Origin of the sequence: Devosia algicola (assembly GCF_028816455.1) — a bacterium.
GTDB classification, from domain to species: Bacteria; Pseudomonadota; Alphaproteobacteria; order Rhizobiales; family Devosiaceae; genus Devosia; species Devosia algicola.
The window spans coordinates 299061-320628 of sequence record NZ_CP118246.1 but is presented as its reverse complement, the minus strand read 5'-3'; the positions used below and the strand labels follow the sequence as shown (position 1 = coordinate 320628).

Annotated in this window: 16 protein-coding genes and 3 pseudogenes; 7 read left to right on the top strand and 12 right to left on the bottom strand. The window is 57.9% G+C overall.

Annotation, left to right across the window (positions count from 1 at the left end):
• The first annotated feature begins 168 nt into the window (after positions 1 to 168).
• Positions 169 to 984 (top strand): type I restriction-modification enzyme R subunit C-terminal domain-containing protein, encoded by an 816-nt coding sequence (locus PSQ19_RS01675; RefSeq protein WP_282219360.1) that lies wholly within the window; start codon positions 169 to 171, stop codon positions 982 to 984.
• A 198-nt stretch (positions 985 to 1182) separates the two neighbouring features.
• Here the strand turns inward: PSQ19_RS01675 and PSQ19_RS01670 are convergent, their stop codons facing one another.
• On the bottom strand, positions 1183 to 1509 hold the full coding sequence (locus PSQ19_RS01670; RefSeq protein WP_282219359.1) for a hypothetical protein: 327 nt from the start codon (positions 1507 to 1509) through the stop codon (positions 1183 to 1185).
• Positions 1510 to 1649: 140 nt separating this feature from the next.
• Between PSQ19_RS01670 and PSQ19_RS01665 the strand changes: the two are divergent.
• The 3 genes and pseudogenes from PSQ19_RS01665 to PSQ19_RS01655 all read left to right on the top strand — a co-directional run.
• Positions 1650 to 2008 (top strand): annotated as a pseudogene (locus tag PSQ19_RS01665) (transposase); the annotation flags it as partial.
• A gap of 155 nt (positions 2009 to 2163) precedes the next feature.
• The gene (locus PSQ19_RS01660) at positions 2164 to 2730 is read left to right on the top strand and encodes a hypothetical protein (protein WP_282219358.1); all 567 of its coding nucleotides are present in this window, start codon (positions 2164 to 2166) and stop codon (positions 2728 to 2730) included.
• 192 nt (positions 2731 to 2922) lie between these two features.
• A complete protein-coding gene (locus PSQ19_RS01655) occupies positions 2923 to 3960 on the top strand; it encodes an L-idonate 5-dehydrogenase (RefSeq protein ID WP_282219357.1) in 1038 nt (345 codons plus the stop codon).
• A gap of 29 nt (positions 3961 to 3989) precedes the next feature.
• Here PSQ19_RS01655 and PSQ19_RS01650 read toward each other — a convergent pair whose 3' ends face one another.
• From PSQ19_RS01650 to PSQ19_RS01620, 7 genes and pseudogenes are all read right to left on the bottom strand, one after another.
• On the bottom strand, positions 3990 to 5384 hold the full coding sequence (locus PSQ19_RS01650) for an HlyD family type I secretion periplasmic adaptor subunit (RefSeq protein WP_282219356.1): 1395 nt from the start codon (positions 5382 to 5384) through the stop codon (positions 3990 to 3992).
• Positions 5381 to 7530, bottom strand: a pseudogene (locus tag PSQ19_RS01645) (peptidase domain-containing ABC transporter). The gene PSQ19_RS01650 and the pseudogene PSQ19_RS01645 overlap by 4 nt, the downstream one beginning before the upstream one ends.
• An 18-nt stretch (positions 7531 to 7548) precedes the next feature.
• Positions 7549 to 7869, bottom strand: coding sequence for a hypothetical protein (locus tag PSQ19_RS01640; protein ID WP_282219355.1), 321 nt, complete (start codon positions 7867 to 7869; stop codon positions 7549 to 7551).
• A gap of 28 nt (positions 7870 to 7897) precedes the next feature.
• Complete coding sequence (locus tag PSQ19_RS01635) at positions 7898 to 10528, bottom strand: DUF4082 domain-containing protein (protein WP_282219354.1); 2631 nt, start codon at positions 10526 to 10528, stop codon at positions 7898 to 7900.
• On the bottom strand, positions 10458 to 13340 hold the full coding sequence (locus tag PSQ19_RS01630; protein ID WP_282219353.1) for a N,N-dimethylformamidase beta subunit family domain-containing protein: 2883 nt from the start codon (positions 13338 to 13340) through the stop codon (positions 10458 to 10460). The genes PSQ19_RS01635 and PSQ19_RS01630 overlap by 71 nt, the downstream gene beginning before the upstream one ends.
• 277 nt (positions 13341 to 13617) lie before the next feature.
• A complete protein-coding gene (locus PSQ19_RS01625; protein ID WP_282219352.1) occupies positions 13618 to 14367 on the bottom strand; it encodes a glycosyltransferase family protein in 750 nt (249 codons plus the stop codon).
• Positions 14345 to 14569: a glycosyltransferase family 2 protein gene (locus tag PSQ19_RS01620; protein ID WP_282219351.1), complete on the bottom strand. Its 225-nt coding sequence runs from the start codon at positions 14567 to 14569 to the stop codon at positions 14345 to 14347. Before PSQ19_RS01620 ends, PSQ19_RS01625 begins: the two co-directional genes overlap by 23 nt.
• 435 nt (positions 14570 to 15004) lie before the next feature.
• Here PSQ19_RS01620 and PSQ19_RS01615 point away from each other — a divergent pair, with 435 nt between their 5' ends.
• The 3 genes from PSQ19_RS01615 (at position 15005) to PSQ19_RS01605 (ending at position 18160) form a co-directional block, all read left to right on the top strand.
• Entirely contained in the window at positions 15005 to 15691 is a 687-nt protein-coding gene (locus tag PSQ19_RS01615) for an acyltransferase (protein WP_282219350.1), read from the top strand.
• Between the two features lie 156 nt (positions 15692 to 15847).
• Complete coding sequence (locus tag PSQ19_RS01610) at positions 15848 to 16771, top strand: glycosyltransferase (RefSeq protein ID WP_282219349.1); 924 nt, start codon at positions 15848 to 15850, stop codon at positions 16769 to 16771.
• A 165-nt stretch (positions 16772 to 16936) separates the two neighbouring features.
• Positions 16937 to 18160 carry a hypothetical protein gene (locus PSQ19_RS01605; RefSeq protein WP_282219348.1) on the top strand — a complete coding sequence of 408 codons (1224 nt, stop codon included), beginning with the start codon at positions 16937 to 16939 and terminating at the stop codon, positions 18158 to 18160.
• Positions 18161 to 18164: 4 nt separating this feature from the next.
• On the opposite strand, the gene rfbC is transcribed toward PSQ19_RS01605, so the two are convergent.
• The 4 genes and pseudogenes from rfbC to rfbB form a co-directional block, all read right to left on the bottom strand.
• On the bottom strand, positions 18165 to 18665 hold the full coding sequence (gene rfbC / locus PSQ19_RS01600) for a dTDP-4-dehydrorhamnose 3,5-epimerase (RefSeq protein ID WP_328517712.1): 501 nt from the start codon (positions 18663 to 18665) through the stop codon (positions 18165 to 18167).
• 57 nt (positions 18666 to 18722) lie between these two features.
• Entirely contained in the window at positions 18723 to 19604 is an 882-nt protein-coding gene (gene rfbA / locus PSQ19_RS01595) for a glucose-1-phosphate thymidylyltransferase RfbA (RefSeq protein WP_282220772.1), read from the bottom strand.
• A 27-nt stretch (positions 19605 to 19631) separates the two neighbouring features.
• Positions 19632 to 20486 (bottom strand): annotated as a pseudogene (rfbD, locus tag PSQ19_RS01590) (dTDP-4-dehydrorhamnose reductase); the annotation flags it as partial.
• Positions 20483 to 21526 carry a dTDP-glucose 4,6-dehydratase gene (gene rfbB / locus PSQ19_RS01585; RefSeq protein ID WP_282219347.1) on the bottom strand — a complete coding sequence of 348 codons (1044 nt, stop codon included), beginning with the start codon at positions 21524 to 21526 and terminating at the stop codon, positions 20483 to 20485. The pseudogene rfbD and the gene rfbB, both read right to left, overlap by 4 nt.
• Between the last annotated feature and the right edge of the window lie 42 nt (positions 21527 to 21568).

Below are 21568 nucleotides of genomic sequence, written 5' to 3'. Positions count from 1 at the left end.
ATCGTAGCAGCCTTTGGTAGCAGTTCGGGGTGTGTAAAATATCATGCGCGGACTGATGTTGCGCCACGGCGAACTGATGGATTCGATCACGAACCGGCCTAGTGGCGAAATGACGTAAAACGTGCCGCCTTGACCGTAGCCAGATAGCACTTTCTCTGAGACCAGACCTTGAGCGATAAGGTCGCGCCAAATCACCGGGATGAACGGGTCACTGGGGTCCAGCCCTCTTGGAGGATCGGCCTCGATATGCTCTCGAAAGAACTGCGAGACCGCACCGTCTGCAAGTTCGCCCTCCGCCTTTCCGCGCAGCAAGAACTGATCCTCGAAATCCAGACCGAGTCCTGGTGGGAAGGCATCACCGTGCCGCTACTCGAGTTGGTGCGCCTGCGGCTGCGCAACTTGGTCCAGCACGTCGAAAAATCCAAACGCTGTATCGTCTACTCTGATTTTAAGGATGAGCTAGGCGAGGGCAATAGCGTCGACCTGCCGGAAATCGGTTCGGTCGATTTCATCCGCTTCAAGCGCAAGGCGAGACATTTTCTGCGCGAGCATGAAGATAATTTGAGCCTGCAGAAACTACGGCGTGGACTGCCGTTGACGCCGACTGACATCGAGCAATTGCAAGAGCTGTTGCTATCGGCCGGTATTGGCGATCAGACACAAATAGAAACCGCAGCCAAGTTAAGTCACGGGTTAGGACGGTTCATTCGATCTCTTGTAGGACTTGAACGCGCTGCGGTCGCCGAAGCCTTTAGCAGGTTCATAGCCGAAGGGCCCACCAATGCTGATCAAATCGAATTCGTCGATCTGGTGATCGAGCACCTGACCGAGAAAGGCGTCATGGACCCCAAGCTTCTCTACACAGGCCCGTTCATAGAGGTTGCGCCATCTGGGCCGGAACATGTGTTTTCTCTTGAACGCACGAACAGTCTCATTGACGTGATCAAACGGATCAACATCAGTGCTGGTGACCAGGTGGCCTGACGACGTTACTCGCTTCGCTCGCCTCCGCGGCCTTCGGCCTTGGCGGTCGCCTTCGGCGCCCACTAGTATCTGATGTTGTGGTTTGAATTTTCCATAGCATACAATTGCGCACCTCTCGGCGCGCATTGGTGGGATCAAACATGCCCCAAGCTACTAGCCGCCCCCGAGTTTCGGGCGACGACATCGCGGGTCCTGGAACTACTTAGTCAAGAATTCATCCGGAACTATGAAGTGATCGTAATTTACCTGAAGGCACAGTGACCTTGCAACGTAAGAAATGTATTCGGCGTGCGTTTTCATAGACTTGACTTCGGCAGTTCCGGCAGGGACCAGCTTCCTCCATATAGCTTCCGCATTCTCGTCAAAGACATCTCCCTGTCTCGCGCGCTCTGCCGCATCTGCGCCAAAAAAGCTGACCAGTCCATGCCAATGTGGGTTCGTCGTGATCTTTTCGGCCGCAAAAAAATGAAAAATCCGATTGTCAGGACGCTTGAGCCAGTCCCGTCCAACGAGTTTTCGATTCATTCTTGCATCCCAATCTCTGAGCCGACCCCGCATTTCGATTGCGATACTTGATGCAGAACGGTAATCCCGCGGTAATCCCCCCACTGATTAATCGGGTTCAAAAGTAGAATTTTCTCGGCAATATGAACGAGGAGATTTTGATGAAGATGACGAGATATAGCGAACCTCAGATCCTAGCGATCCTGCGCCAAGCCGAAGGCGGTGTTCCGGTGGCTGATTTGTGCCGTGAGCACGGAATGAGCACTGCCTCATTTTACAAATGGCGGGCAAAATACGGCGGCATGGATGCGTCGATGATCAGCCAGATGAAGGCTTTGGAAGACGAAAACCGTCGGCTCAAGAAGATGTATGCCGAGATGAGTATGCAGGCCGAGCTTCTCAAAGATGCCCTTGGAAAGAAATGACGCGGCCATCTCAACGCCGAGCGATGGCCGCCAAAGCGGTGGCGCAACATGGGACGGGCATTTCACTAGCTTGTCGCACCTTTGGTGTCAGCCAGAGGGTCATCCCCCGCTTTAAGCGGAAAAATTTAATGGAAAGCGTCCAACGGCTTCGGTACATGAATTGTGCCCAATAGATAATTACGTAAGCTTCCGCTACCCGTGGTCGGATTCGGCGCAAGTTGAATGGGCCAACAAAACAAGGGAAGAGGATATGGATAGTGTTACGGTTGCGTTCGAATTGATGCGAATGGAACTTGACGCTGAAGTCGAGAATTTGAATACCGAAGGAGCAAAATTCTTCCGGGCGTCAATGTATACCGAAGCAGAAGATTTGACCAAGAAAGGCAACGCACTACAAGCATTCCTTGACAAGGTTCGGACACTTGAGATGGAGTGGACGCACTCATTCGCCGCGACTGAAGTTGCAGAACCTGCTGATCAAGCGATCGAGAAGGCTGCTCGTAAGATTCTTTCAAGTTCCAAATCGTCAAAGACCGCGCTTCTGGTTCGTTTTCCAAACGGAAATGTGCTGGCGAAGGAGAAGGCGGCTGACACACTGATCGCTGTTATTCAGCACGCTGGGATGGAGCGAGTTGCAAATATCGGGCTCATGGTCAATGGGGAGAACATCGTCTCTCGATCGCCATCAAAGAAGTACAACGAGGCTCCCGTCCCACCATACTTCGTTAAGACCCACAGCAGTACAGCCCAAAAGAAGCGAAATATCGAGCAGATCTCAGACGAATTGAATCTTGGCCTCATGGTCGAGATCATCTGACAGTGATCATGTCTAAGCCACTACATCGAACTGGCTACCTTGAAATAGGAATGGCCGAAGTTCAAGCGCTTTCCCCTCCCGCAACTGGACAATGAATTGTTGTACAGCCATCATGGTGGGGCATGTCGGCGCGTGGCGACGAGGGTGGCTGGGCGCGGGGGAAAGTACCAATAATCCAACTTCGGTACGGTGATGAAAGCAATTGTAATTCACGCGGCTCATGATCTGCGGATCGACGAGGTTTCTGCCGAGCGTCCCGGGCCGCGGGACGTGTCGCTTCGCCTTGCCAATGGCGGGGTTTGCGGGTCGGACCTGCATTATTATCATGATGGCGGGTTTGGTCCGGTCAAGCTGCGCGAACCAATGATACTCGGGCACGAAGTATCGGCTTATGTCGAGGACATCGGCGCGGGTGTTAAAACGCTAAAGCCGGGCCAATTGGTTTCGGTGTCGCCATCGCGCCCGTGCGGCAGCTGCAGCTATTGTCAGGAGGGGCAGCGTAATCACTGTCTCAATATGCGGTTTTACGGTTCAGCGATTCCATTTCCCCATATCCAGGGCGCCTTCCGGGAACGGTTGGTGGCGCTCGCTGACCAGTGCATTCCGGCCGATGGCCTAACGCCCGGCGAAGCGGCGATGGCCGAGCCATTGGCGGTGGTATTGCACGCAACGCGACGGGCCGGGCAGATGGTTGGCAAAAAGGTGTTGGTCACGGGTTGTGGACCAATCGGTGTCTTGGCGATCCTTGCGGCGCGGCGCGCGGGAGCGGCAGAAATTGTGGCGACGGATCTGTCCGACTATACGCTGGCGATTGCCAGAGCCGTTGGTGCGGACCGGACCATCAACATGGTCAGCGCCCCGGACGGACTTGCCGACTATGGTGCAGACAAGGGTCATTTCGACATTCTCTATGAATGCTCTGGCGCTGCACCCGCGCTGATTTCGGGCATTGGCGCGCTGCGACCCCGGGGCATAATCTTGCAGCTAGGACTGGGTGGTGACATGAGTTTGCCGATGCAGGCAATCACCAGCAAGGAACTCGACCTGCGCGGCTCCTTCCGCTTCCATGAGGAGTTTGCCGTCGGGGTCGAGTTGATGCGCAAGGGGCTGATCGATGTCAAACCGCTCATCAGCCACACAGTGCCGCTGGAGGCAGCCGAAGAGGCATTTACGCTTGCCTCCGACCGCTCAGTGGCCATGAAAACGCAGATAGTTTTTTCTGGGGCCTGAGCGGCACATTTGGCGCCCGCGCCGGATTATCAGGGTTCTCGCAGGCTTTCGTCGAGGCCCCGGATCAATGGATAAAGGAAATATGAAATGACGCTGCGGTCGCCGGCATGGATTTCGGCGGAAACCGTCATGCCGGGCAACATGCGGAATGTCGCCGGGACATTGCGCAACTCGCCGTCGCCAAGGGCGATGCGGACCTTATAGAAGGCCGCACCGCCTGCCGGATCGGCATTGGCCTGCTTGGCAAAGGAGTTTTCGCTGATGGAGGTTACGTGACCATCGACGGTCCCGTGTTTCTGGAACGGAAAGGCGTCAAACTTGATGCGTGCCGCGTCCCCGGTTGTCAAATGGCCGATATCATTGCTTGCGACCGTGACCTCAACATCAAGCGGCACATTGAGCGGCACGAGGGTAATCAACGGTTCGGCCGGTTGCACCACCGAGGCAACCGAGCGCTGTGCAACCTCGAGTACGGCGGCATCCGCTGGCGCAAACAATTGGGACATTGAGGTGCGCAAATCCACCTTGCGCAATTCCTCGCTGGCGCCGGCCTGCTTGTCCATCAGGTCGACCAGTTCTTCCATGGCGACCCGCCGATAATCTTCGATAAAATTCTGGCGCTCGGCGCGGGTCTGTTCGATCTGTTGCGCGGCTTCTGCCGCCTGTCCTCGCGTCTGGGTCAATGACACTTCGATATCAAGGCTGACGTCGCGACTTTGCAGATAGGTCAGGCGGGATCCGCTGCCGGTATCCGACAGTTTGGCGTACATATTCTGGATTTCCTCAAGCCCAGTGAGGCGTTCGCCAAGGGTTTGCTCCTGGGCAACTGTCTTGTCGACAATGGCTTGACCATGGGCGATCTGCGCGTCGAAATCGGCCAATCTGGATTTATAGGCCACCAGGCGTTGCGCGGCCAGTTGACCTTGCATGATCGCTTCGGGGGAAGCATCGGACGGCGGCTGGTAGATTGTACCCGCCAATTCGGCGTTGATGCGGGCGATCTGGGCCTGGAAACCATCGAGTTTGGCCTGCAACTGCCCTGAATCGGCGGCGGCAAACGTGGGATCGAGCGTGGCCAGCAATTCGCCCTTTTTGACGATATCGCCCGGCTTGACGTCCATCTGGCGAATGATCGAGGTTTCAAAGGGCTGCATCACCAAGGTCGGCTCGCTGGTGGCAAGTTTGCCGGTGGCTACGACGATTTCATCGAGTTTGGATACGCTGGCCCAATATATGCCGCACCCGATGGCCGCCGCGACGACATAAAGCGTCATGCGCGCCGAAAAGGGCGGGCGGCGTTCCTCCAGCGCAATGGCGTCGCTCTGGAATTCGGAAATGGTGGCGGACTTGACCGACTGCACCGGCTTGGGTTGGTGCTGTTTGGACGGTTTGACCAATTTTGGTTTTGTCTGTGCCTGGCTCATCCGACTAGCTTCATTTGCTGGTTCCACAATTGCCGGTAGGTGGTGCAACGCGACACCAACTGGCCGTGGGGGCCGATATCGACCAGGCGACCTCGATCAACCACAAGGATATTGTCAGCGTCGGTGAGCATCGACAGACGGTGGGAAACGATAACGACAGTGCGACCTGCGGCAATGCCCTTGATACTGCGCTTGACGATGGCCTCGCTCTCGGGATCAAGGGCGCTGGTGGCCTCATCTAGGATCAGGATTCTGGGGTTTGTCACCAGGGCGCGGGCGATGGACAGGCGCTGTCGCTGGCCGCCGGACAGGTTTTCCGCCCCCTCCTCTATCAGCGTGTCATAGCCTCTCGGCAGTTGCTCGATAAATTCCACGGCCCCGGCAAGTTTGGCAGCATTTACCACCTCTTCAAAACTGGCGTCAGGCTTGGCGGCGGCAATGTTTTCCCGCACGGTGCCACGGAACAGGAAATTGTCCTGCAGCACGACGCCAACATTGCGGCGCAGATGGTTGAGGTCAATTTCCCGGACGTCGTGCCCGCCGATACGAATAAGTCCCTGCTGCACCGGATACAAACCTTGAATGAGACGGGTAATCGTACTCTTGCCCGAGCCGCTGCGCCCGACGACGCCGAATACGCTGCCAGCCGGTATTTCAAAAGACATTTCATCGAGCGCGAAGGCGCCGTCCTGACGATAGCGGAAGGCGACATTTTCGAAATCGATCGAACCCGCAATTTCAGGTCGTAACCCTTCGGTACGCCCGGCGCGCTCGACTTTTTGGTTCATGACTTCACCAAGCATGCGCACCGAGAGCGCTACCTCCTGATATTCATGCACCATGGTGACGATCTGCACCAAAGGACCCGACACCCGGCCGGCCAGCATGTTGAAGGCGATCAGTGCACCGACGGTCATCGACCCATCAAAAACGAACAGTGCGCCAACGCCGATGATGGCGACCGCCATCAATTTTTCCAACAGGCCAGTGACGGCCTGGGCGGTGATCGAGATGGTTTCAACCTTGAAGCGCGTGGTGATGGTCTGGGCGGACCGATCATCCCACACCCGGCGCTGCAAGGGTTCCATGGCCAGCGATTTAAGGGTGCGAATGCCGTGGACGGTTTCAACCAGCAGTCCCTGACGCCCGCCTTCTGCGGCATAGAGTGCGGCGAGGCGTTTGCGGAATGGCGCCACCAGCATGGCAACGACCAGCCCGATCAGGGCGCTGAAGCCCAGAACGATCAGTGAGAGCGTGGTGCTGTAGAGCATCAGAACCGGCACGAAAACCAGCAGTGACAGCGCATCGAGAAGCGTAAGGAACAGGCGACCGGTGAGAAATTCGCGGATGCGGCTGGATTGCTGCATATGCTTGACCAGAACGCCGGCCGAGGACTGCTCGAAAAAGAAATAGGCAGATCCAGCAAATGCCGGAACGTACGTGTGGCGACCCGAATATCAATGCGATTGGTGGCATAGATCAGCAGATATCGACGCAGAAAAACAAAGACCGCTTCGAACAGCAGCGCCACCCCGACGCCGACAGCCAGCACCATCAGGGTGGTATAACTCTGGTGCACCAGCACCTTGTCGATAACCAACTGGAAGAATATCGGCGTCGCCAGCCCCAGCGCGTAAAGGAACAGCGCCGCGACGGCGACATCCATGAACAGGCGGCGCTGATGCAGTATCTCGGGGATGAACCAGCGAAATCCAAAGGGCTGTTCGGGATCAGTGAGGCCAAAACTGCGTTTGGCCAGCAACAATTCGCCGCGCCAGCGTTTGCTGAATTGATCAAGGCTGACGGTGATCAAGCCGCCTGAATCTTTGGCAAGGGGATCGAAAAGCCGCAGCATGACCGTGCCGGTCTGATCGGTTTCAGCGCCAAGCACTGTGACCCAGTTGCCGTTTTCCAATCTGGCGAGCGCCGGGTAGGCCTGGCCAAGGCGGAGGATGGTTTTGCGATTGACCCGGGTACGGCGAGACTTAAGGCCAGCGTCGCGCGCCATTCGCAACATCAGATCGTAGCCGATCCCCTCGTTGCGGATGGCGTAGTCCGCAATCAACCGCTCAGTACTAATATCAATGCCGTGATGGCGCAGGGTCGCCGAAAGGCACGCCGGGCCGGTCGTGGATTTGTCGTTCATGGTGACGCCGATACTAAGTTACTCGAAATTCGGAGACCCATTGTGGCTTTTGGCTGTGCCATTGGTCTGTCCGCCCTTGGTGGGCACAACGATATTGTCTGCATTGGTGTCAGTGCGGTGAATCGCACCCGCCTCGATCAGCCCATTCATGGCCTTTTGCAGCACGTCAAAACTATTGGCAAAGCCCTCAAGGGACATGATAACGCGCTGGCGATGCTCGGGCGCGGGCTGGCCGGTATCGTCGCGCCGCGTCGCTGACAGGCTCACCAAGTCAATACGCACAACTGTTCCGGTGACTGTGATCTCGCCAATGGCGTCAGCATAGAGTTCGTCTTGCATAGTCTAACCCCTTGATAACTCACTGGCACTAGGACGCCAGCTGTCCGTTGAAAATTACGTCGACATAATAATTGGAGGCATTGTAGCTGTTGGTCGGGAATGCACTGGCGCCGCCATAGGCATAAAGTCCATTGCCACCGCTCGAGGCGCTGGAAGGCGCGGTAAGCGGACCAGAGGTCACCTCGGAGCCAAACCCGTTTGGCGTGGCCGAATAGAAGCCATTGCTATGATAGGAGGCGACATAGGTGGTGTTGGCATCGATGGCGATCGGGCTGGCAAAGGAAGCGGTTTGCCAGCCACTGGCCGTCTCGCCCTGGAATGTCAGCGTGCCCAACGCCGTGCCCGTGGCGCTCCACAGGGTGCCGGTATGGGTGCCGGTGTTTTGCGGCCCTTTGTAGAAGCGCAGACCGGTGATGGTTCCAGCCTCGGAACTGGTAAATTTCATACCAAGTTCAACGCCGTTGGGATCATTGACCGTGGTCGTCGCCGGCGTGGCAGCGGCGCTGAACAGAGATGTTCCAACAGGTGCCGCCGTCACCGTCAGGGCAACATTTGCTGACGACGTGCCGCCTCGGCCGTCGGATATGGCATAGGTGAACCCGGCAGCGCCCGAATAGTCAGTGGTTGGCGTGAAGGTGATGGTGCTTGTCTGTGCGTCAAAACTCACTGTGCCATTGGTAGGAGCGCTTACGCCGGTAACCGACAGCGGATCGCCATTGCCATCGGTATCATTGGCCAGCAGGCTGGACGCCGCCAGTTGCAGCGCGGCGTTGCTCTGTCCGGTGAACCCACTGTCATTGTTGGCGACCGGCGCGACATTCGCCCCTGGTTCGTAATAGACATCGACCCAATAGTTGGAGGCATTGTAGGTGTCAGTGGGAAACAGCGTTCCAGTTCCGTAGGCATAGAGTCCATTGCCGCTACCGGTAGTGCTTGCGGGCGCGGTGAGAGGTCCATTGTTGGTGGCAGTGCTAAAATATCCGCTGTTGGCGGCGTAGTAACCGCTATCGGTATGGTAGGACACAACATAGCTGGTGCCGCCGGAGACAGCGATCGGACTGGAAAAGCTTGCCGACTGCCAGCCAGACGCGCTTTCGTTGCCGAAAGTAACCGTGCCCAACTGTGTGCCGGTCGCCGTCCACAGCGTCCCGGTGTGCGGCCCAACATTCTGAGCACCCTTGTAGAACCTGACGCCGCTAATCGAGCCACTTGAAGCGACTGTGAATCGCATGCCCAATTCCACCGAGTTGGGGTCATTGACAGAAGCGACAGCGGGGGTTGCATTGGCGGCAAAGAGGCCGGTACCAGTGGGTGGCGGGGTTACCGACAGCGTCACACCAGTTGACGAGGTGCCTCCTCGTCCATCGGAAATGGCATAAGTGAAACCAGCCGCGCCCGTATAATTGGCGGTAGGCGTAAAACTTACAACATTGCTCTGGGCGTCGAAGCTGACGGTGCCATTTTGCGCGGCGCTGACGCCAGTGATGGTTAGCGGGTCACCATCTGGGTCGGTATCGTTGGCCAAGAGGGCTGCCGCCCCGATCTGCAGGACAAGATCACGCTGTGTCGACAAGCCGGTGTCGGCGGTGGCGGTCGGCGGATTGTTGGGGGCTGCCTCAACGATCAAGCCAACGGTGGCGCTGGCGGTGCCGCCACGACCATCAGAAATCGCGTACACAAACGAGGCGGCGCCGGAATAGCCGGTGGTTGGCGTGAACACGACATTATTGGTCTGAGCATCAAAAGTTGCCACGCCATTGACCGCGCCGCTAACGCCGGTGACCGAAATCGGATCGGCGTCGGGGTCATTGTCGTTGGCGAGCAATGCGGCGGCGGTCAAGCTCAGTGCGGTGTTGCGGGGCGTTGTGTAGCCGCTGTCAGCATTGGCAATCGGGGCCTGGTTGGGGCTGGCAGTAGAGGTCATCACCACATCGACCCAGTAGTTAGTCGCGTTAAAACTCTCGGCGGGGAAGATATTGGTGCTGCCATAGGCAAAAACGCCGTTGGCGGCCGCAGGCGCGGTGAGCAGACCACTGACCTTGTCGGTGGTGAAATAGTTCGGTGTCAGGGCGTAATTGCCATTGCTGTGGTAGCTGGCAACGTAAGTCGTGCCGGCGGCAATCGGGACGGGATTGCTGAAGGTGAGTTCCTGCCAGCCGCTCGCCGTTTCATTGGCGAAGGTAGCCGATGCCAGCAGCGTTCCGGTGCTGGACCAGAGCGATCCGGTATGGGTGCCATTATCGTTGGCGCTCTTGAAATATTTGATGCCGGTTATCGACCCACCGGCCGAGGCAACGAATTTCACGCCCAGATTGACCTGGCCCGGATCGGTGCTGCTCAATTCGGACGGTGTGTCGGCGGGATTGAACAAGGAACTGGTGCTGACTGACGCGGCAACGTCCATATTGACAAGGGCCGAGCCGACGCCGCCGCGTCCATCCGAAATGGAATAGGCAAAGGAAGCAGGGCCGGTAAAACCTGCAGTAGGTGTGAAGGTGACAGTTTGTGCCTGTGCATCGAAACTGACCGTGCCGCCGGTGGGATTGTTGACCCCGGTTAGCGTCAGCTGGTCGTTGTTGGGGTCGGTGTCATTGCTGAGCAGCGTTGCCGCGGCGAACGTGATCGAGCCTATCGCGCGCCACCAGGAATCCGTCGTCATTGTTGCCAATGGGCGCTTCATTGGGCGTGGGCACACCACTGAACACAACATCTACCCAATAGTTGGCACCGGACGCGGATTGATTGGGAAATGCGGTTGAGTCAGCATAGGCGTAGACGCCATCGGTCGCCGTCAGGGCGCCCTTGGTGTGCGGGGTGGCAAAGTAGTTTGAGGTGACAGCGTAGCCGAACAAGCCGGAGTAGCTGGCCACATAGTTGGTGCCCGCCGTTATGGATACGGGTGCATCAAAGATAACGGTCTGCCAGCCACTCGTCGTCTCGTTCTGGAACGTCGCTGAACTCAGCAACGTCCCGGTCGAGGTCCAAAGCGACCCGACATGCTGACCAGTATTTCCGGTGCCCTTATAGTAACGAAGCCCGACAATTTCCCCGGACTGCGTGGAACTGAAGGTGACGCCGACATTGACCGGCGTATTGTCCTGGACGAAGGGCGCGGTCGGGACGTCGGCTGGCGCGAAGAAATTACCGGCACCGCCCTGGTCGACATTCACCGTCAGGCCAGCGCCCGGAACTTCAAGATTGATGCTGTCATCGACGGCGCGGGTGAGGATGGTATAGTCGCCGCCAACCAAGGGCGTCCAACTATAGGTCCAGTTGTCGTACCCTGTCGCCCGGTGCCAAGTGGCGCCATTGTCGGTAGAAACTTCAACCACGGCAACCAGCCCGCCACCAGCGTCGGTCGCGGTACCCGTAATTGATATTGTCTGCGCCGCCGTCAACCCGGTGCCACCTGACGGCGTGGTGATGACCGAGGTTGGCGATAAATTGTCGGTGGACTGGTTGGCCACCGCAAGGCTTTGCATCAAGGTCGCGGGCTGAACGCCCATGTCGGCGAACAGGTTGATCATGGCCTGTTGCACATTGGGATCAGTCGGCGTGGCTTCCAGATCGTGATTTTCGTCCAGGCCCCAGGTCCAGTAGACGGTGCCGGCCCCAAATACCAATGCCCCGCTTGGTGCGCGATACAGCGTCAAACTGTGTGAGGCTGTGCCAGCGCCAACATTGCGGCCATAGTCGAGAAGCAGCGAGTCTACATCAATGGTGGTTGATGAGAGCGGCACCAGACCGTCCGGTCGGAAACCGTTGTCGAGATCGGAATCCCACTCGTAACCAAGCAGGTTCTGGGTAAGCGTGTGGGTTTCGCCCGGCTGCAGGTCCGCCACTTCGGTATTGCGCCAAAAACGCAGTTTGGACATGTCGTAGGGGACGGTAATGGCGTCCAGTCGATAGGAGTCGACAGTGAACATGGTGCCGGTCAGGGCGTTTTCGGGATTGCCCGACCCCAGGACCGGGTCACGCCATGTCGATGTCGTACCGTTGACATCGGAGTTTTCGTTGTCCCAGATTTCCTTGTAGGTAACCAGTGTCTTGTAAGGCGTGCCAGTACCGTCGATGCTGGCTTCCCAGCGGGTTTCCCAATAGACCTCGTTACCACTCCAGAACGAGAGATTTACGCCGGCATCCCGCGCCGCTTCGACATTTGAACGCTGATCACTAGACCAATATTCGTCGTGGCCGACGGACAAAAATATCTTGCTGTTGAGCAATTGCGCGGCGTTGGAGGCGGTATCGATGCCCGAAATATAGTTGATATCGTAGCCGTTTTGCTCAAGGAAACGGATCGCGGAATATTCCGCACCAAATATGTAGTCCTGTGGACCAGCCGCAAAGCCGCCGTCTCGGGTAATGATTGGACGATTATAGCTGACTGCGCTGGCGCGACCGTCATTGCCGCCTTCGTCTACGCCACCATAAAAATTGTAGCCACCCCACCAATTATAGGCCTGCCATGTCGTGTCGGCCGTCTGGAAGGTGATATCGCTGGGGGCCTCATCGTCCCGGACGATGAATGGAATCATGTTCTCGCCGCCCGAGCCGTCGAAACGCGTCAGCCTGGCGAAATACACGCCGGAAACGGCATCCTGGGGAATGTCCCAGGACGCTGTGACTGACCAGTTTCCGGCATCAACCAGCCTGGTGGTGGGGTCGAATATCGGGACTGGCTGGGTCGCGGCCGTACTCAGGTTCTTGTCGATGGTGGCAACTTTGCGGGCGCCGTCACCACCATAATAGCCGAGGCGATAGATATCGATCCTGTAGTTGGTTGAATCGGTATCGATCTTGAAGTCGACGGTTTGGCCATGATTGATGGTGAACTGTTGGGCGAAGCCCTCGATTGAGGCATCGGCCTCGCCGATCATCCAGACGTTTTCAGGTGTGCCCTGCTTCTGATTTTCCAGGACGATTGGGTTGACCAGATTTGCTTCGCTCAGGGCGGGCACATTGGTGGTGGGAGTCGCTGAGGGTTGAAAATAGACGGGTGTGATGGATTCTTCATCGTGCGAACCCCCAGCACCGTCGGACTGCGTTGCGCCACCGGATATCCAAGTCGCTTTCCAATCCGCCAAGGTCGGTTCGCTTGTCCCCTCTTGTGCGGTTTCGGGCGCAGAAGGCTCAGGCGCGTTGCCCGGCGTGGCAGGCGTGTGATCTGGCCGCCAATGCCGACTGGTCCAACTTGTTGGTGTCCCGTGCTGCAACGGCAGGTTAGCGGTGTGACGATGAAAGTCGGGGCGATAAGTCGGCCCTGAATTGGCGGGGGAGTCGTGGCCCGCGTCCTGGCTCGAACCCGTGGGCGGGAGCGGACTGTTGGTATCGTTGGAGGCGAAGAACCGTTGGCCATGACCGCCAAATATTGCTGCTGCATGGCCGAGCCTTGGCGACCAGGGTGGGCAGCGCATGCCGATTATATGAATTTGCCAGCGCCGCAGCCCAAGGCGCAGCACTAGCGTCATCGCGGAACCGGGATATCACGGCGGCATGGCTACCATCGTGCTGCCGATGTTGCATCAAAAGCGCCGGCTGCATGGCCACGTTCTGGTACAATGTCGACTGGCCGCGAACTGTGTTTGAGTACGTTTTCACGCGAGCCCCCAATATCTGACTGAGGGACAGTTTGGCACGCCCTACGGGCCGCCGAAATCAATCGAAGGATTACTGCGGGACTAGTCCGTTTTCTTGAAGTAAAGTTGACCAATATCCAGGCAATCAAGCCGGGATTACCAGCCGCAATCAGTTTTGGTTCGGAATTGACTGGCGCGGCAATAGTCGTTTGACGAGCAATTTCAGCCACTGCATGGACAGGCGCGCCCTGGGCGAAATCGACAGTCCATAGAGCCGAAAATCTGTGGCTGCGTGCGCGTCGCCGCGATTGAGCGCCATGCTCGCATGACGAAAAGCTTCGCCAGCAAGTTGACTTTGGCATTTGCGCTGAAGGCCGCCGGTGGGGTCGATTTTTCGGGCGCCGTCGGCAAAAAAGACATTCAAGGCCTTTTCGCGCGCCTGCAGATCCGCCAAGCCCTCATAGGTGACCGACATATTGGCGCCATGCATGCGATAGACGGCCTGGTCCGCATCGACATAGCCAACGCGACCATAAGCCGCCAGCCGCAACCACATTTCCATATCACCGGTATGGGGCAGATCGGGACGATAGCCACCCGCGTCGAGTTGCACGCTGGTGCGCACGATAGCGGTCGGTGTGGGTACGATATTCCGCGCAGCGGTAAGTTCTACAAAACGCCGTCCGCTCATGACCTGATCGGGCGCTGTGGACGGGAGGGGCGAGAGCCGTTCGGGCGGACCATGATCACCGCTCAACAGGGCGCGGCCAAATACAAAGCTGACGTCGCGTTGCTTGTCCATCAAGCTGGTGGCTCGATAGAGCGCGTCGGGCAGCAGGTGATCATCGGCAGACAGCAGGAGAAAATAATCGCTGTTCAGATCGGCAATGCCGTCATTATAGGTGGCAATGTGGCCCATATTGGTGTGGTGACGGCGGTATTTCACGGTCGGGTGGATGCGCGCCAGGCTCGAAGCCGACTTCGGCGGAGTTGTCGGTCGAGCAATCGTCGATGATCAAAACGCGCACCGACACTTTTTGCTGCGACAACACGCTTTCTACGCATTGCCCGAGGTAGCGCGCATAGTTGTAGCAAGGAACAACGATGTCGACTGTTGTCATGCGGGTTCCCTGTTGCGCTGGGCGATACGGGCTGGATTGCCTGAGCTGACGTTAGCCCGGCAGGCAGGAACAGTGAACTACGGATATTTATCTAGAGGGGCCGAATATTATTTAGCGGCAGATGATCCTGGACTGCCGCATATAATTTCGGCCTGTCGTCACGCGCCATTTTTTACCGACAGTTCTTGAGTTTAGAGCCCAAAACGGCGCCGATCATGTCGAAAGCGACAGGATTTCGCGCCAAAAATAGATCACTCTATCTAGATTGTTTTCGTTTGAGCTAGGCAGTTGGTCGCCAGTAGATCAAGAGTTGCATGGGCGAATGGAACAATAGGCTCCATTGAGAAATTGCCGCCCGCCTCGGTCCTGCTAACCTTCCAATATCAGGTGCCCAGACGAAGGGAACGCCGATAGACGGGTTTGGGGGTAGTGCTGATGACGACTGAAACCAAGCTTGCGAGCCGCCAGATCCAACCTGTTCATGGTCGTCGACCCATCGAGGATGATCCCGAGTTTGAGGACGGCCTAGCCGCGTGGATGCGCCAAAGCTATGGCGGCGATTCACTCCAGGATGTCTATGCGCGTTTTGCGACCGGGGACGGCAAGCTGGATTGCCTGATGCGAAAAATGGTGTGGAAATGCGGGGCACGCCAGTGCGGACCCGGACTGCAGATCGGCAGCCAGGCGGGCTTCAAACATCTCGAAACCTTTGTGATCGGTGCCAATGTCTTTATCGGTGCCGGAGCCTATATTCAGGGGCGTTTTGATGGCACCTGCGAGATCGGGGACAAGGTATGGATTGGCCCGCACGCCTTTCTTGATGCCCGCAATCTGGTCCTCGGCGACAATGTAGGTTGGGGACCTGGCGCCAAGGTGCTGGGATCTCAGCACACCGGTTTACCGCTGGACGTGCCGGTCATCGCAACAGAGCCCGAGATCAAGCCTGTTCGGGTCGGCGCGGGCGCGGATATAGGCACCAATGCAAGTATCCTGCCGGGGGTGACGATCGGGGAAGGCGCCATCATCGGCGCCGGCGCGGTCGTTACGACCGACATTCCCGCATATGCCATTGCGGCGGGCGTGCCGGCGCGCGTGTTGCGGATGCGCGGCGACCCCGATTGATGCGCCTGTGATTGGGAGCGCGATATGGTGGTCGGTTCCCCCCGTAGCACATAGAGCTATCGGTTCTCAAAACTCGGCTAATTGCGATCGCGTAAGTCTGCCCCGAAAATGGGTCTCTGGCCATGGTTCGGCGAGATTTTCGGGAGGGCAGTGACGATGGCGACGCAGTTCGATATCAGTGTTATTATCCCGCACCTTAACGAACCTGATGATTTGAGACTGTGCCTTATGGGCCTGAATGCTCAGGACGTCGGGGATTGCCAGTTCGAGATTATCGTCGTGGACAATGGCTCGGCACAGATGCCCGAGTTTGTGCGGTCCATGACGCCCAACGTGCAGTTGGTTCGCGAGTTGACGCCTGGCCCGGGACCGGCCAGAAATCTTGGCGCGTCGCTGGCTCGTGCACCGATCCTGGCTTTTATTGACGCGGATTGCGTCCCAGCCGCCGGATGGCTGGACGCGATCGTGCGCACCTTCAAGAACCATCCCGATGTCGATTTTGCCGGTGGCGACATAGGCATACGCCCCGCCGACCCGGATCGGCTCACGGCGGTGGAATGCTACGAGAGCGTCTATAGCTACCGGGCGCGTCGTTATGTTGAGCGAGACGGCTATGCGGCAACAGGCAATATGAGTGTTCGCGCCACGATATTTCAAAAAGTGGGACCGTTTGGCGGCATTTCGACGATGGAAGATACCGAGTGGGGCCAGCGTGCCAGCGCATTGGGCTGTCGCATAACCTATATTGAAGGGGCACGGGTCAACACGCCGTCGTGCCACGGGTTTGACGAATTGGCGCGCCGTTGGGACCGTCATGTTGCCCACGAGTTTGGTGAGGCAACGGTGCGCCCGCTGGGCAAGCTGCGCTGGTTGGTAAAATGCGCCATTGTTGCCGCCTCCCCCGTTGCCGAAATCCTCACCACTGCTGGAACGTCAAAGCTATCGCGATGGCGGGACCGTTGGGCAGCGCTGGGCTGTGTCACGCGGGTACGGCTTTATCGCGCCCAACGCATGATTGAACTTATCTGGCGCGACGACGCTGCCAAACATCTGGACATGTGGAATCGTGACGATCTTTGAGCGTTGGCATGCATAAATCGGGTTAGATTTCACTGACTTCCTACACCGCGTGCAGCAGCATGAGGCAAGAATTGCATCGCATGAGCAACGTGCACATTGGGACTCATCATGGCAGGTTTATCGGATCGTGGATGACGTACGGCTAAGGGACGGGAGCCTGGCGAGGTGTCACAAGCTATGGATCAGGCTGATTTGGGGAAGGACGAGCAACCACGCCCCTCTCGGTTGCATGGGCTGAGTTCGGGCCCCTCGGAAACAGTGGCGCGCTTACCCGACTTTTGCGATCTGGCGCTGGATGGGCTGACAAAAATGCGGTTGGGCGACGGGCATTTTCCGCAAACCATGCGCAGCATCAGCAATCAAAACGGCACCGGTACCCGACCCGAGGGTGGGAATTTGCGCTATGCAATCATTGTCGCGCAGGGGCTGGGGTGGTTGCCCGAAAGCACCCAGCGGTCGGTTCTTGGCAAAACCTCTGCCGCCGAATTGGCGCTGGTTTGCGCCCATCGAGCGGCAGACGCCGACGATATCGGCGCGGTGGCGCTGGCGGCGTGGGCCGCCGCCGAAACGGCTGGCGTGTTTGCGGGTGCATTGTTTGACAGGCTGGAAACAATGTTGGCCAGCGACAATGTTGTCGAAACCGTGCCCTGTGCCTGGGCGTTGACCGCCGCGATGGCGGCGCGGCACCTTGGTCGGGTCGACAAATTAAAGATTGCGGCCACGCAGCGCCTGTTGGCGGCTCAGGGTGCCGGTTGGCTTTTTGGCCACGTCACACCGGTTGGTGCAGCCCATTGGCACCGTGCCCATCTTGGGTGTTTTGCCGACCAGGTATATCCAATTCAGGCACTCGCGCGGCTGGGCTATGCCGAGAACAATCCGGAAGCATTGCAGGCCGCTAATGCGTGCGCGGGGCGAATTGTCGAATTGCAGGGCACGGCGGGGCAATGGTGGTGGCATTACGATACGCGCGACGGCAGCGTCGTAGAGGGTTTCCCCGTTTACAGCGTCCATCAGCATGCGATGGCCCCAATGGCGCTTCTGGACCTGCGCGAGGCCGGTGGTACCGACCATCGAGCCGCCGTGGCAAGAGGGCTTGAATGGATAAACAGCCACCCCGAAACCGATGATCCAATTGTGTCGCCCGCTGATGGCATGATCTGGCGCAAGGTCGGCCGAACCGAGCCCGCAAAACTGGTGCGTTCAATGTCGGCGATCAGTACATCGCTCAAGAGAGGATGGCGATTGCCGGGTTTGAACGCCGTGTTTCCGCCGGGAAAAATCGACTATGAGTGCCGTCCCTACGAGTTGGGGTGGTTGCTATACGCCTGGCACTCGGGCGGCGTCGTCGGGCGGCTGTCACCGCCGCCGAGGGCCGACCAAATCAATTGACAAATCAGGCTGGAAGGCCTGCGGCACCCAGCACCTCGTGCAACGACCCTGCCCCAGCATCCTTGGGGGATAGCGTCGGTGCCGACGTGAGCGGCCAGTCGATTTTGATCGACGGATCGTCCCACCGGATGGTCCGTTCAAACTCGGGCGCATAATAAGCATCGGTCTTGTACAGCACTTCACAGTCGGTGAGGGCCAGAAAGCCATGGGCAAAGCCGGGCGGAATCCAGAGTTGCTTGCGGTTTTCGGCGGTGAGCGACACCCCTTCCCAGCGCCCAAAGGTATTTGAGTCTTTCCGAAGATCAACCGCGACGTCGAAAATCGCCCCGCGAACGGCCCGCACCAGCTTTCCCTGCTGTGCTGGTGCCGCCTGAAAGTGCAGGCCCCGCAGCACGCCGCGATGCGACACCGAGTGATTGTCCTGCACAAAGTCGGGCGTGGTGCCGACCAGATCGGCAAACACAGCGCTGTTGAAGGCTCTCGAAAAATGCGCCGCGCGCATCATCGAAAATAGCGGGTTCCAATAGGATGAGCCCCTCCGGGCCAAGCCTTGTCGATTTCATCACGCCAACCCCTCCGCCACCAGTGCGCGCAAATAGCGGCCATAACCACTATGTTCGAGTGCCGTGGCCAAGGCGAGCAGTTCGGGTGTGTCGATCCAGCCCTGGCGCCAGGCGATTTCCTCAGGACAGGCGATTTTTTGCCCTTGGCGCCGTTCGACGGTAGCGATGAACTGCCCGGCGTCCAGCAATGAATCATGGGTACCGGTGTCGAGCCAGGCGTAGCCCCGCCCCATCATCTCGACGTGGAGTTCGCCCTTTTCCAGGTAGAGCGCATTGAGATCGGTTATTTCGAGTTCCCCTCGCGCCGACGGTTTCAGGCTCTTGGCCAACTCGACAACTTGCGCATCATAAAAATAGAGCCCGGTGACAGCGTAGTTCGACTTTGGTTTTTTGGGTTTCTCTTCGATGCCGATGACCAATCCGTCCTTGTTGAACTCGGCCACGCCGTAGCGGCTTGGATCATTGACATGATAGGCGAAAACCGTCGCCCCGTGTTTGCTGGCGTCAGCGTGACGGAGCAGCGCCTGAAAATCATGCCCGAAAAACAGATTGTCGCCCAACACCAATGCGCTTGAACGGTCGCCGATAAATTCCTCGCCGATGACAAAGGCCTGCGCCAATCCGTTCGGTTCGGGCTGCTCGGCATATGAAAACGACACGCCCCACTGCCCGCCATCGCCAAGCAGGCGACGAAATCTGGGCAGGTCTTCGGGGGTCGAAATCAACAGCATCTCTCGAATACCGGCCAACATCAGCGTCGTCATCGAGTAGTAGATCATCGGTTTGTCGTAGACCGGCAGGAGTTGCTTGGACATGGCAAAGGTTGCCGGATGCAGGCGCGTACCATTACCCCCGGCCAGAATAATACCGCGTCGGGTCATGAGACTCACCTGTTCGGTTACAGTACGGCGAACACCAAACTGCCAGTCGGGCAAGGTGAGGCCAAAGGTTTGTCGCAGCATGTGGGTATCCAGACGAGAATTTAGCGGCCGCTTGGCCGGCGTCTCATATTCTGCAGTCATGATCGGCTCGATGGCACCCGGCGACAGCTTGAGCACGCGCCCTTGCCGGGTCGCCTCGCCCACCACGAACCGGGCGATTTCATGCCAGCTTGTCTCGCCCGACGCCGCGAGGTGATAAACACCGGACCTGGCGCCACTCTCGCGCACGCGCGTCAAGAGATGGGCCGTGACATCGGCGATGAGTTCGGCGCTGGTAGGGGCACCATGTTGGTCGGCCACAATGCGCAGACTATCGCGTTCCTGTGCAAGTTCGAGAATGCGACCAATGAAATTGCGACCGCGCGCGGCGTGCACCCATGAGGTGCGCAAAATCAAATGGTTGCAGCCAGAGGCGGTGATGGATTCATCGCCTGCCAGCTTGCTGCGGCCATAGATATTCAGCGGCTTTGTGGGTTCGGTTTCCCGGTATGGCAGGACGCCGGACCCGTCATAGACATAGTCGGACGAATAGTGGACGAGCCAACAGCCCCGCTCGGCGACGGCCCTGGCGAGGGCATCGACCGCCCGATGATTTATCGCATCCGCAAGATCGGGGTTGGCTTCAGCGGCGTCAACGGCAGTGTAGGCGGCGGCATTGACCACGGCATCCGGCTTTTGGCTCAACACAATATCGTCGATGGCGTCAGAGGTGCCCAGATCGAGGATAGAGCGCGGCAGGATCACCAACTCGCCCAGCGGGGCCAGCGCACGTTGCAATTCCCAACCAACCTGCCCTGATCCCCCCAGGATCAATATTTTCATGAATATTGCCTCGCGATCCAGTCGCGATATGTTCCCGAGGTGATCGCTTCGACCCATCCGGGATGGCTGAGGTACCATTGGACGGTTTTGCCGATACCATCATCAAAATTCTCGAGCGGCGCCCAACCAAGTTCATTGCGCAGTTTGGTGCTGTTTATGGCATAGCGCCGGTCGTGGCCGGGCCGATCCCTGACAAGCACGATCTGGTCGCTGTAGGAGCGCCCCCGTTCCAATGGCTGTTGCCTGTCGAGCGCCGCGCAGACGGTTCGAGCGACCTCGATATTCTGCCGTTCGGCATTACCACCAATATTGTAGGTTGTGCCGGGCTGACCATCGGCCAGGACAAGGCGAAGTGCACGGCAGTGGTCTGAAACATATAGCCAATCACGCACCTGCCTGCCATCGCCATAGAGCGGCAGATCCTTTCCCGATGTTGCATTGTGTATCAGCAACGGGATCAGCTTTTCAGGAAAGTGGTGCGGCCCGTAATTGTTTGAACAATGGGTTGTCAGGACCGGCAAGCCGTAAGTCTGGCCGTAGGCGCGGACCAGATGATCGGACGCCGCCTTGCTCGCGGCATAGGGACTATTGGGCAAATAAGGACTGGATTCGACAAAAGGCGGGTCGTCTGGCTCCAAAGAACCAAAGACCTCATCGGTCGAGACATGCAGAAACCGGATATTTTGACCATGCTGCCAACGCTCCAGGGCTGCCTGGAGCAGTTGGGCCGTCCCCACGACGTTGGTCTGGACGAACTGATCTGGTCCGGTAATCGACCGGTCCACATGGCTTTCGGCGGCAAAATGAACTATGGCGCGCACTTCATGGCCTGCCAGCAATGATCGCACGCGGTCGGTATCCAGAATGTCGCCCTGGACGAAGGTATAACGTGGCGAAGCCTCGACATGTCTCAAGTTGTCGAGATTGCCGGCATAGGTGAGCTTATCGAGATTGATAACCGGCTCGTTGACCAGATCAATCCAGTCGCGAATAAAATTCGACCCGATAAAGCCGGCGCCCCCTGTAACCAATATTGTCATCGCCGTTACCCTTCGCTGCCAGTCGCAGTCGAGAACACATAT